We start from the raw sequence: 12,294 nt of genomic DNA on the forward strand, positions 1-12,294 counted from the left end.
GGCGACGGCGGACGCGAAGACGCTCGCCCGGTTCATACTGAACGCCTGGGAGGGGCAACATGAGCGATGGCGACGCGGACCCCGGGCTCTTCGGACCCGACTCGGTGACCTGGCAGATGCACGGTGACCCAATGATGTGGGTCGCCGGAGTACGCGCCCTCTACCTGCAGGCGCTGCACCCCCGCGCCGTACGAGGCGTCATGCAGAACTCGGACTTCCGCCACGACGCCTGGGGACGCCTCATGCGCACGGCGAACTTCGTCGGCACCATCACTTACGGCGCCGCCCCGGCCGCCGAGCGGGCCGGTGCCCGGGTCCGCCGTATCCACACCCGCCTGGGAGCCACCGACCCCGCCACCGGAGAGCGCTACGGCGTCGACGAGCCCGAGCTCCTGCTGTGGGTGCACTGCGCCGAGGTCGGCTCGTATCTCGCCGTCGGACGCCGCTCGGGCTTCCCCCTCAGCGACGCCCAGGCCGACCGCTATCTCGACGAACAACGAGAGGCGGCCCGCCTCGTCGGACTCGACCCGGCCGGCGTGCCGTCGTCCGTCGCAGAGCTCGACGCCTATTTCGACCGGGTACGCCCCGAGCTCACCGCCGGACCCGAGGCGCACGACGTGGACGACTTTCTCCAACGGCCGCCGATCAACACCCTGCTCGTCCCGGCGCGTGAACTGCTGTGGAGGCGCGTCGCCACACTCGCCTACAACGCGCTGCCCTCTTACGCCCATGAGCTCTATGGCAGACCCGCCCCCGCCCCCGAACGCGTCACGCATCAGCTCATCGCCACCGGCAACCTGCTGCGCTGCGTTCCCTCCCGTCTACGCTGGCAACTCCCGCCAGGTCACATCTTGAAAGCGATGGCGCGACTCGGCCCCGGCAGCCGCCCGGCCCCGTACAAACTGCGCAGACAGGAGGCCATACTGGACGGGCCGAGGAGGGCGCAGCTCAGCGACGGGGGCGACAGCACGCGATGGCGGAAACCAGGCTGATCCAAGGCCGGTACCGACTGCTCGATCTCATCGGGCGCGGAGGCATGGGCGAGGTGTGGCGGGCCCGTGACGAGGCGCTCGGTCGCAATGTCGCGGTCAAGTGCCTCAAGCCACTGGGACCTCAGCGCGACGACAAGTCCTTCACGCGGGTCCTGCGGGAGCGCTTCCGGCGCGAGGCGCGGGTCGCCGCCGCGCTCCAGCACCGCGGGGTGACCGTCGTCCATGACTTCGGCGAGTACGAAGGCGTCCTCTACCTGGTCATGGAGCTGCTTCAGGGCCGCAACCTCAGCCAGCTGCTCGAAGACAACAAACAGCATCCGCTGCCCGTGGCCGACGTCGTCGACATCGCCGAACAGGTCGCGGACGCTCTCGCGTACACCCATGAACAGGGCATCGTCCACCGCGACTTGAAGCCCGCCAACATCATGCGGCTCACCGACGGCGCCGTGAAGATCTGCGACTTCGGCATCGCCCGACTCGGCGCGGACATCGGCTTCACCTCCAAGCTCACCGGCACCGGCATCGCCATGGGCACGCCGCACTACATGTCGCCCGAGCAGATCAGCGGCGACCATGTCGACCATCGCAGCGATCTGTACTCCCTGGGCTGTGTGCTCTACGAGATAGCCACCGGCGTCCCGCCCTTCGACCACGAGGACGCCTGGGCGGTCCTCGTCGGGCACCGTGACACCTCGCCGCAGCCGCTGCGCGCCCATCGCGCCGAGATTCCCGAGTACTTCCAGCGGATCGTCCTCGATCTGCTGGCCAAGACCCCCGAGGGACGGCCCGACGACGCGAATGACCTGCGACGGCGGATCGGCTCGGCCGCGGGCCAGAGGCAGCCGCACGGGGTCGCGCCGGGGCCGCGCCCCGAGCTGCCGCCGTCAAGCGAGCCGAGGCTCCCGTCCTGGACCCGCGGTATGACGACCGGCCACAAGGCGACCGGGACCTCGGCCCTGCGGCCCGCGCTGCCCGACCACACCGCGGGGCTGACCGGCGAGTGGACGACGTCCACCGATCCGCGTGGCGGCCCGCTGCTGCCGCCGCGCCCCGGGGCCGAGCGGCCCACGCCGCCGCCCGAACTGCTCGCCGTCCTCGCCGGCCGCCACAACGCAGGCCTCAGCCTCGGCCGGCTCGGCCGCTGGGAGGAGGCGGGCGAGGTGCATCGCGCGGTCGCCGCGGAGCGCGAACACTCCCTGGGACCCGACCACCCGGACACCCTGGCCAGCCGCTACGAGGTCGGCTTCACCCTGAGCCGCACCGGGCGCGCCGCCGACGCGCTGCGGGAGTTCGTCCGGGTCGCGGAAGGGCGCGAGCGGACCTTGGGCGCCGACCATGCCGAGACGCTTGCCGCACGCCAGGAGACGGCGTACGTCCTCGGCCAGCTCGGGAGACACTTCGAGGCCCACGAGGTGTACGCGGCGGTGCTTGAATCCCGTGAGCGCACCATGGGGCCAGAACACCCCGACACCCTGCGCTGCCGCCACAACCTTGCCTTCAACCTCAGCAGACTGGGGCGTCTGGAGGACTCCTACCGGATGGCGTACGAGGTCGCCGCGGCGCGGGGCCGGGTACTCGGCGCCGAACATCCCGACACGCTTGTCACACGGTACGAAGTCGCGTACGCACTTGGTCAGTTGGGGCGCTGGGCCGAAGCCCTGCAGACGTATCGCGAGGTGGTGGTCTCCCGGGCGAGGGCGCTGGGCGGCGACCACCCGGACACCCTTGCCGCGCGCTACGAGGCCGGCATAAGCCTCGGCCGGCTCGGCCGCAGCGCGGAGGCCCTGGAGCTGTATCGCGAGCTTGTCGACGACCGCACCAGACTGCACGGGCCCGCCGACCCCGAGACCCTGCGCGCCCGCCACGGCCTCGGCGTGAACCTCGGGCGTCTCGCCCGCTGGGAAGAGGCCCTCGCCGAGGCCCGCGACGTGTGCGCCCTGCGCGAGCGGGTCCTCGGCGCGGACCACCCCGACACCCTCGTCAGCCGCCGCGAGGTGGCCGTGGGCCTGGGCTGGCTGGGCCGCTGGGCGGACGCGCTGGCCGTCTACGGCCAGGTCGCCGCGGCGCGGGAGCGGGTCCTGGGCATGGACCATCCCGACGCGCTGGCCAGCCGGAACGACGAGGCGCACTGCCTGGAGCAGCTCGGCAGACACACGGAGGCGGTCGAGTTGTACCGCCGCGTGGCGGCCATACGACAGCAGCGAGGCACACAGGGCCGATAGCCCCTGTCCGGCCGATCTTGCCGGGCCCGCGTGCCCTGGCACGGCACCTCTCCCCGTAGCCCTTCGGGCACGGGAGGTGCCCCCATCGCCAGACCCGCTCACTGATCCGGCCTGATCGACCGAACAGGACCTGGAGGTTAGGGTCCGGCCATGCCCGCACACACTTCGTACGACGTCGTGATCGTCGGCGGCGGCCACAACGGCCTGGTCGCCGCCGCCTACCTTGCCCGTGCCGGACGCTCCGTCCTCGTCCTGGAGCGCCGCGGAAACACCGGGGGAGCCGCCGTCTCCACCCGCCCCTTCGACGGGGTCGATGCCCGGCTCTCCCGCTACTCGTATCTCGTGTCGCTGCTCCCCGACAAGATCGTGCGCGACCTGGGACTGAGCTTCGCCGTCCGCAAACGCACCGTCTCCTCCTACACCCCCAAGGGCACCGGCGGCCTCCTCGTCGGCGGCGACGGCACCCGGGATTCCTTCGCCCGTCTCACCGGCGGGGACCGGGAGTACGAGTCCTGGCAGGACTTCTACGCGATGACGGGGCGCGTCGCCGAGCGCGTCTTCCCCACGCTGACCGAGCCGCTGCCGACCCGCGAGGCCCTGCGGGCGCGCATCGACGACGAGACGGCGTGGCGGATCCTCTTCGAGGAGCCCATCGGCGTGGCGATCGAGAAGCGGTTCGCCGACGATCTCGTACGGGGAGTGGTGCTGACCGACGCCCTGATCGGCACCTTCGCCGACGCCCATGACACCTCGCTGCTCCAGAACCGCTGCTTCCTCTACCACGTGATCGGCGGCGGGACCGGGGACTGGGATGTGCCGGTGGGCGGCATGGGCGCGCTGACCGACGCGCTCGCGGACGCGGCCCGGGCGGCGGGAGCCGAGATTGCCGTACTGCACGAGGTGACCGGGATCGAGACCGACGGCGAGCGGGCCGAGGTGGCCTTCCGCGCCGACGGGGCCGAGGGCACGGTCGCGGCCGGCCATGTCCTGGTGAACGCCTCGCCGCAGGCCCTCGCCGCGCTGCTCGGCGACGAGCCTCCCGCGCCCGCCGAAGGCGCCCAGCTCAAGGTCAACATGCTGCTGCGCCGGCTGCCCCGGCTGCGCGACCGCTCGGTCGACCCGCGCGACGCGTTCTCCGGCACCTTCCATGTGTCGGAGGGGTACGGGCAGTTGGCGACCGCGTACCGGGAGGCAGCCGAGGGGCGGCTGCCGAGCGCGCCGCCGTCCGAGATCTACTGCCACTCCCTGACCGACCCGTCGATCCTCGGTCCCGAACTCGCGGCGCAGGGGTATCAGACCCTGACGCTGTTCGGGCTGCACACCCCGGCGCGCCTGTTCGCCGCCGACAATGACGCGGCGCGCGGCGAACTGCTCGCGGCCACTCTCGCCGAGCTGGACTCGTATCTGGACGAGCCGATCGCCGACTGTCTCGCGCTCGACGAGCACGGCGAGCCCTGCATCGAGGCGAAGACCCCGCTCGACCTCGAACAGGATCTACGGCTGCCCGGCGGTCATATCTTCCACCGCGATCTCGCTTTCCCCTACGCGGCCGAGTCGACGGGGCGCTGGGGCGTCGAGACGGCTCACGCCAATGTGCTGCTGTGCGGTGCGGGTGCCGTGCGCGGCGGCGGGGTCAGCGGCGTGCCGGGGCACAACGCCGCGATGGCGGTGCTCGGCCGGTAGGTCAGTTCCGGGGGTGTCCGCCGGACACCCCCAGGGCTCAGTCCCGCGACGCCGTCCAGCCGTTGGCCTCGATCCGGGCGGCGTCCGCGGGCCGCGCCTCGTCGAAGACCGGGCGGCCGTCGTCCTCGACGCGCAGGGCGTCCACATACACGCCGCGGCCGACATAGAGCTGATCGGTTGCATACCGCCAGCGCAGCCGTACCGTGCCGCCGCGCCACGCCGAGAGATCCGCGGTGAGCCGGTGCCAGACACGCCCGGACCAGCCGGTCGCCGACCCTGTGGGGTGCGGCTGCGGTTCGGCCCCATTGCGTACGGTCGTGAACGGCACCGCCCGCCAGGTCACCCCGTCGTCCGCCGACCCCTCCAGGAACAGCGCGTCCGACCCGGGCTCGGTGTCCCACCACAGCGAGCAGCACAGCCGGGCCCGCTGCGAGGTGAGGGCGATCGCGGGGAGACCGAGAACGGCGTTCGTGGCACCGGCCATGCCGGAGAACCAGGCAGTGCGGCCGCGCTTGGGGCGTACGGCGACCGCGCGGGCCATGTTGTTGGCGGCGGCGACCCGCGGTGCGCTGCCGGAACGCCAACTGCGCACCGGATGCACGGAGTTGCCGAGCACGATCAGAAACGAGTCGGTGCTCGGGTCGAGCACCAGGCTGGTGCCGGTGAAGCCGGTGTGACCCGCTGTGCGGGGTGTGGCCATGGCGCCCATGTACCAGTGCTGGTAGAGCTCGAAGCCGAGGCCGTGCTCGTCGCCGGGGAAGGCGGTGTTGAAGTCGGTGAACATCAGCTCCACGGACGCCCGGCGCAGAATGCGGGACCGTCCGTAGACACCGCCGTTGAGGAGGGTGCGGGCGAGGATCGCGAGGTCCCAGGCGCAGGAGAAGACTCCGGCGTGACCGGCGACGCCGCCGAAGCCGAATGCGTTCTCGTCGTGGACCTCGCCCCAGACGAGACCACGGTCGAGACCCGACCAGGGCAGCCGGGCGTCCTCGGTGGCGGCGATCTTCGGCTTCCAGGAGGCGGGCGGGTTGAAGCGAGTGCGGTGCATCCCGAGTGGAGCAGTGATCTCGTTGTGGAGCAGCACATCCACAGTGAGACCGGTGATCTTCTCCAGGATCAGCTGCAGCGAGATCAGATTGAGGTCGGAGTAGAGGTACTTGGTGCCGGGAGGACTGGCAGGGACCTCGTTCCAGAGCAGCCGGAGCTTGCCCTCCCTCGTCGGCTCCTTGTATAGCGGAATCCAGGCGCGGAACCCCGAGGTATGGGTGAGCAGTTGACGCACGGTGATGTCCTGCTTGCCCGCGCCCCCGAAGTCCGGGAGATACGAGGCGACTTCGGCCTCCAGCGCCAGGGTGCCGCGTTCGATCTGCTGCACCGCCAGAATCGAGGTGAACAGCTTCGAGACGGACGCCAGATCGAAGACGGTGTCCTCGGCCATGGCGATCTGCCGCTCCGCCGGGAACTCCACACCCGCGTCAGTCTTCTCGTCGTATGCCGCATAGCGCACGGCCTTGCCGATCGGCTTGTGCAGTGCCACCGTGCCGCCGCGTCCCGCGAGCAGAACCGCTCCCGCGTACCAGGGGTGCTTGGGGGACGGGCCGAGGAACTTCTCGGCGTCGGTGACGAGTCGGTCCAGATGGGCGGGGATCAGCCCGGCCTGCTCGGCGGAGCCGCGCCGCAGCATGGGCTGCCCCGCACCGGACAGGACGCCCGAGTCGCCTCCCGGCCCGGTGTCCGCGCCACCTTCCAGCCCGCCGGCCGAGCCCGCTCTCGGTCCGCCTCCCGAGGCCGAAGCCGCCTCGGCGAAGGGAATCGGTGCCAGCGCGAGCGCTCCGCCCAGGGCCAGTACCCCGCTGCCGAGCCTGCGCCGGCTGATCCCTCTGCCCGCTGCGTCCTCAGTCATCCAGCACCCTCCTGAAAGTATCTTTCGGAAACTGCCACGGCAGTGAAACTTTCTTGCCAAGGCGGGGTGGTGTCAACCACCGCAAAGAATCTGACACAGCATCAGAAAATCTCTTCCCTCGTCCGGCGGGCTGCGGCATCCTGCGGCCCATGGAGACGGAGCTGAGCAAGAGACTGGGAATCGAGCACGCCATCTTCGGCTTCACGCCGTTCCCCGCGGTGGCCGCCGCCATCAGCCGGGCCGGTGGATTCGGGGTCCTGGGCGCGGTCCGCTACACGGCGCCCGACGACCTCAAACGCGATCTCGACTGGATGCAGGAGCACACCGGAACAAAGCCCTACGGCCTCGATGTCGTCATGCCCGCCAAGAAGGTCGAGGGCGTGAGCGAGGCCGATGTCGAGGCGATGATCCCCGAGGGCCACCGGCAGTTCGTCAGGGAAACCCTCGCCAAGCACGGCGTCCCCGAGCTCCCCGAGGGCGAGGCCTCAGGCTGGCGGATCACCGGATGGATGGAGCAGGTCGCCCGCCGCCAGCTCGACGTCGCCCTCGACTATCCGATCAAGCTGCTCGCCAACGCCCTCGGCTCGCCGTCCGCCGACGTCGTCCAGCGCGCTCACGACCAGGGCGTCCTCGTCGCGGCCCTCGCCGGAAGCGCCCGGCACGCACGCCACCACGCCGACGTCGGCATCGACATCGTCGTCGCCCAGGGCTACGAAGCGGGCGGCCACACCGGCGAGATCGCCTCCATGGTGCTCACGCCCGAGGTCGTCGACGCCGTGAACCCCCTTCCCGTACTCGCCGCCGGAGGCATCGGAAGCGGCGAGCAGATCGCCGCCGCTCTCGCCCTCGGCGCGCAGGGCGCCTGGCTCGGCTCCCTGTGGCTCACCACCACCGAGGCCGACCTCCACTCCCGGGCGCTCACCGAGAAACTCCTCGCCGCGGGCTCCGGCGACACCGTCCGCTCCCGCGCCCTGACCGGCAAACCCGCCCGCCAGCTGCGGACCGAATGGACCGAGGCCTGGGACGACCCGAACGGCCCCGGCACCCTGCCCATGCCGCTCCAGGGCCTCCTCGTCGCCGATGCCGTATCGCGGATCCAGAAGTACGAAGTGGGCCCGCTGCTCGGCACCCCCGTCGGCCAGATCGTCGGCCGGATGAACTCCGAACGCAGTGTGCAGCAGGTCTTCGACGAGCTGACTCGTGGCTTCGAACGGGCCGTCGACCGCGTCAACCGCATCGCCGGAAGGAGCCAGTCGTGAGCGAGCCATGGGGGTCCCCCCGGACGAAGTCTGGGGGAGGCTTCTGGGCCCAGGCCGCCGCCGACCCCGGCCGTACGATCCTGATCGCACCGGACGGCGAGGAATGGAGCGCCGGGCGACTGGACGCGGCCGTGAACAGGCTCGTCCACGGCCTGCGCGCGGCCGGTCTCGAGCAGGGCGACTCCTTCGCCGTCGTCCTGCCCAACGGCGTCGAGTTCCTCACCGCCTACCTGGCGGCATCCCAGGCGGGGCTGTATCTCGTCCCCGTCAACCACCATCTCGTGGGCCCCGAGATCGCCTGGATCGTCGCCGACTCGGGCGCCAAGGTGCTCATCGCGCACCAGCGCTTCGCGGACGCCGCGACCGCCGCCGCGGACGAGGCGAAGCTCCCGGCGAGCCACCGCTACGCCGCGAGCGCGGTCGAAGGCTTCCGCCCGTACGCCGAACTCCTCGACGGGCAGCCGGAGTCGGCGCCCGAGGACCGGACGCTCGGCTGGGTCATGAACTACACCTCGGGCACCACCGGACGCCCGCGCGGCATCCGCCGCCCGCTGTCCGGCAAGCTCCCCGAGGAGACCTACCTCGGCGGCTTCCTCGGCATCTTCGGCATCAGGCCCTTCGACGACAACGTCCATCTGGTCTGCTCGCCGCTCTACCACACCGCCGTACTCCAATTCGCAGGCGCCGCGCTGCACATCGGGCATCCGCTGGTCCTGATGGACAAGTGGACGCCCGAGGAGATGCTGCGCCTGATCGACGCGTACGACTGCACCCACACGCATATGGTGCCGACGCAGTTCCACCGGCTGCTCGCACTGCCCCACGCGGTCAAGGAGCGCTACGACGTCTCGTCGATGCGGCATGCCTTCCACGGCGCGGCCCCCTGCCCCGATCATGTGAAGCGGGCGATGATCGACTGGTGGGGCACCTGTGTCGAGGAGTACTACGCGGCGAGCGAGGGCGGCGGAGCCTTCGCGACCGCCGAGGACTGGCTGAAGAAGCCGGGCACGGTCGGCAAGGCCTGGCCCATCAGCGAACTCGCCGTCTTCGACGACGAGGGCAACCGGCTCCCGCCCGGTGAACTGGGCACCGTCTATATGAAGATGAGCACCGGCGGTTTCAGCTACCACAAGGACGAGGCCAAGACGAGGAAGAACCGCATCGGCGACTTCTTCACCGTCGGCGACCTCGGCATCCTCGACGAGGACGGCTATCTGTTCCTCCGCGACCGTAAGATCGACATGATCATCTCGGGCGGCGTCAACATCTACCCTGCCGAGATCGAGTCGGCGCTGCTCACCCATCCCGCCGTCGCGGACGCGGCAGCGTTCGGAATCCCGCACGCCGACTGGGGCGAAGAGGTCAAGGCAGTCGTCGAACCGGCCGAGGGCCATGAGCCCGGCGCCGCGCTGGCAGCCGACATCCTGGCCCACTGCGAACGCCAACTGGCGGGCTACAAACGCCCCAAGACAGTGGACTTCATCGAGGTCATGCCGCGCGACCCGAACGGCAAGCTCTACAAGCGCAGGCTGCGCGCGCCGTACTGGGAGGGCCACGAGCGCGCGATGTGAGCCCGGACAGCGCGCCTGCTGTCCGGGCCCCCTTGGGGCGTGTTTGAGAAGTATCGCCTGCCCCGCGACGCCTGGCACGCACACTCGCGGTGTTGTCGGAGTCGCCGAAGTACGTCCAGTACGAGGGCGATCCTCCGCCTTGCGATTGCACGCACCAGACGCCGCGGGGCCCGCCCTTCGGGCGGACGGCGCTACTTCTCAAACACGCCCCTAGCCGCGTCAGCCCCTGACCCACACCACCTTCAGCGCGGGCGAGCGCAGGATGTCCCGCTCGCAGAACCGGGACGTCACCCAGCGCTCGCCCGAGAACAGCTCGGTCTGGTCGCTGTAGTGCGGGGAGTTCGGGTTCGACGACTGGGAGTACGTGAGCAGGGTGCGGGCCACCGGACAGCGGCCGCCGTCCCAGCCGACCGCCTGGATATGGCTGGAGCCCGCCGCCACCTCTGTATATCCCGTCGCCGGACTCCACAGCGGCTCGATCTTGTTCCAGACGCCGAGGCTCTCCGTGCCGCCGTGGATGGGGATGCGCTTGCCGTTGCGTACGACGAACTGGTGCTCACCCAGCGGCGAATCGAGCGCGATCCGGGCCGAGCGCAGCTCGGCGACGGCCGCGGTCAGGGCCTGCGCGAAGCCGGGCGAGGCGGTGTTGAGCGTGTGGGGCGTACGGACCGGATCCGCCGCCGAGAACGGCACCTGCCACAGCTGTGCCGCCGGCACCCTGACCGTGAGCCCCCGCCAGAACCGGTCGAAGAGCAGCGCGCCGCGGCTGTCGGTGTTCATCGTCCGGTCCCAGCGCTCGATCACCGAGCACGCTTCGGTGTCGCCCGGCAGCACGGCCGTGCACGCCTTCGCCGCGTCCGCGGCCGCCATGTCCCCTGCGGGCGCGCGATTCGCGAACTGCTGCCTCTGCAGGTCGGAGACCGTCAGCCCGCCCTTCCCGGCCATCGCCGCCACATCCTCGATCGCGCCCCGGGTACGCAGCGACCTGGGTGTGCCGAAGGAGCCGAAGACTCGCTCGTAGCCGCTCAGCGGCCGGTCGGGATTGGCCAGCCAGGCGCTGTCGTTGGAGTTCTCCGCGTACGGAGCGTCCGTCAGCGTCGGCATCTTCGACGGGCCGAAGATGCCCGGCTGCACCGCGTCCGGGTCCGAGCCGAGCGCACAGTCGCCGCGTGAGCCGTCCAGGACGGCGACACCCGCGGCGGGGTAGGTCACCTTGCCCAGTGGCGCCGAGCAGCGCTGCGCCAGCTCGTCGGTGATCCGCGGCAGGACTTGCGACTGGGAGAAGAGCGTATGGCCCGTGGAGTCGGCGGCGATGGTGTTCACCCACGGCAGCCCCTGCGTACGCCGCAGCGCCCGCAGCATGTCCTTCGTGGAACGGGCCTTGCCGAAGGCGAGGGCGGTGTCGGAACCACGCAGATTGCTCGCGTTGGGGTCGTTCAGCGCGTACGCGGTCGTCGTGGACCAGGGCAGGGGCAGCGTCGGGCCGAGCGAGGTGACGACCGGGCCGTAACGCGTCCACCACTGCGTGCGCGTCACGGGCGCGCCGTCCCTGACCGGGACGCTGACGGTCCGCTTCGTCATACGCTCCGGCTTCCCGTCCACCAGATACGTGGTCGGGTCGGCCGGATCCAGTGTCAGCTGATGCAGATTGAGCGTCACGCCGGTCGCGACGGTGTGGCTCCACGCCACCTTGTCGTTGAAGCCGATGTTGACGACGGCGGTGCCGAGCAGTGAGGCGCCCGAGACGTTCAGTTCACCGGGGATGGTCTGCTGCGACTGCCAGAAACGGCGTCCGCCCTGCCAGGGGTAGTGCGGATTGCCGAGCAGCAGGCTACGTCCGTTCGCGGTCGTACTGCCGCTGAACGCGACGGCGTTGGAGCCCATGTCGGCGCTCTCGGCGGCGAACAGCTCCCGGGCCGCTTTCGCCGTCGCGGCCGCGTCGGGCGCGCCGGCGGCAGCCTGACCCGGCGGCTGCGCGGCCGTGATGCCGTCGACGGCGCGTCCCTGGCCACCGAGCACCGACACGGCGAAGCCGCGCCTGGCCACGTCCAGCGTGGTCACCGGGCCCACCCAGTCGGCGTCCTTGCATGCCGGATCGGTGATGCGATGCTGCTTCAGCCAGGCGTTGTAGCCCGCCGCCCAGCCCCGCATCAGCTCCTTGACCTGCCGTCCCGGGCCTGCGGGCGCGGGCGTCGCGAGCAGCTTCTCCACCGTGCCCGCATCCCGTACACCACGGAAGTAGACATCGCTGGAGAGGTTCTTGGCCGCCGAGGAGAGCGAGCCGTCGGGAGTCGCGTCGGGGCCGAAATGGCGCGAGCGTTCACCGCGCACGGTGAGAAAACCGTCGGCCAGGACGCATACCTGGTCGGCTGCCTGCGCCCACCCGGTGCCGAAGCCGAGGCTCGCGTAGTTCTTGGCGACGATATGCGCAATGCCATGCTCGGTATAGCGGATGACGGCGGACAGACCGCCGCCGGAAGGATGCCGGCCGTGCCGGTCACCGGAATCGGCGGCCGCGGCCTGCGGCAGTACGGCGGCTGCGGTCACCAGGGCGATGCAAGCGAGCCCGAGCCGTCTCAGGCGGGTGCGGAAGAGCAGCGTGCCTCCCAACAGGACTGCGGTGAAAGCGGGTTGGTCCATGCAGTCAGCCGGGGCGTGCGCTGT

At 70.8% G+C, this 12,294-nt stretch carries 7 protein-coding genes; 5 read left to right on the plus strand and 2 right to left on the minus strand.

Translation table 11 applies throughout. The features are described from left to right. Positions 1-59 precede the first annotated feature (59 nt). The 3 genes from OOK40_RS22750 to OOK40_RS22760 all read left to right on the plus strand — a co-directional run bounded on the left by OOK40_RS22750 (position 60) and on the right by OOK40_RS22760 (position 4,897). Entirely contained in the window at positions 60-992 is a 933-nt protein-coding gene (locus OOK40_RS22750) for an oxygenase MpaB family protein (RefSeq protein WP_266485026.1), read from the plus strand. Beyond that, positions 974-3,214 (plus strand): tetratricopeptide repeat protein, encoded by a 2,241-nt coding sequence (locus OOK40_RS22755; protein ID WP_266485028.1) that lies wholly within the window; start codon positions 974-976, stop codon positions 3,212-3,214. Before OOK40_RS22750 ends, OOK40_RS22755 begins: the two co-directional genes overlap by 19 nt. Before the next feature lie 150 nt (positions 3,215-3,364). Next, positions 3,365-4,897 carry an NAD(P)/FAD-dependent oxidoreductase gene (locus OOK40_RS22760; protein WP_266485030.1) on the plus strand — a complete coding sequence of 511 codons (1,533 nt, stop codon included), beginning with the start codon at positions 3,365-3,367 and terminating at the stop codon, positions 4,895-4,897. A gap of 37 nt (positions 4,898-4,934) precedes the next feature. Here OOK40_RS22760 and OOK40_RS22765 read toward each other — a convergent pair whose 3' ends face one another. After that, a complete protein-coding gene (locus OOK40_RS22765; RefSeq protein WP_266485032.1) occupies positions 4,935-6,800 on the minus strand; it encodes a serine hydrolase in 1,866 nt (621 codons plus the stop codon). Between the two features lie 149 nt (positions 6,801-6,949). Between OOK40_RS22765 and OOK40_RS22770 the strand changes: the two genes are divergently transcribed. Then, positions 6,950-8,059 carry a nitronate monooxygenase family protein gene (locus OOK40_RS22770; protein WP_266485034.1) on the plus strand — a complete coding sequence of 370 codons (1,110 nt, stop codon included), beginning with the start codon at positions 6,950-6,952 and terminating at the stop codon, positions 8,057-8,059. After that, complete coding sequence (locus OOK40_RS22775) at positions 8,056-9,630, plus strand: acyl-CoA synthetase (RefSeq protein WP_266485036.1); 1,575 nt, start codon at positions 8,056-8,058, stop codon at positions 9,628-9,630. Before OOK40_RS22770 ends, OOK40_RS22775 begins: the two co-directional genes overlap by 4 nt. 219 nt (positions 9,631-9,849) lie before the next feature. Here the strand turns inward: OOK40_RS22775 and OOK40_RS22780 are convergent, their stop codons facing one another. Further along, positions 9,850-12,270: a penicillin acylase family protein gene (locus OOK40_RS22780; protein WP_266485038.1), complete on the minus strand. Its 2,421-nt coding sequence runs from the start codon at positions 12,268-12,270 to the stop codon at positions 9,850-9,852. Positions 12,271-12,294: the final 24 nt, after the last annotated feature.

The organism is Streptomyces sp. NBC_01481 (assembly GCF_026339995.1).
In the GTDB taxonomy this organism is placed as follows: Bacteria; Actinomycetota; Actinomycetes; order Streptomycetales; family Streptomycetaceae; genus Streptomyces.

Coding starts and splice junctions, on each gene's coding strand:
- OOK40_RS22760 (WP_266485030.1), top strand. CDS start 3,365: ATGCCCGCACACACTTCGTACGACGTCGTGATCGTCGGCGGCGGCCAC.
- OOK40_RS22765 (WP_266485032.1), bottom strand. CDS start 6,800: ATGACTGAGGACGCAGCGGGCAGAGGGATCAGCCGGCGCAGGCTCGGC.
- OOK40_RS22750 (WP_266485026.1), top strand. CDS start 60: ATGAGCGATGGCGACGCGGACCCCGGGCTCTTCGGACCCGACTCGGTG.
- OOK40_RS22770 (WP_266485034.1), top strand. CDS start 6,950: ATGGAGACGGAGCTGAGCAAGAGACTGGGAATCGAGCACGCCATCTTC.
- OOK40_RS22780 (WP_266485038.1), bottom strand. CDS start 12,270: ATGGACCAACCCGCTTTCACCGCAGTCCTGTTGGGAGGCACGCTGCTC.
- OOK40_RS22755 (WP_266485028.1), top strand. CDS start 974: ATGGCGGAAACCAGGCTGATCCAAGGCCGGTACCGACTGCTCGATCTC.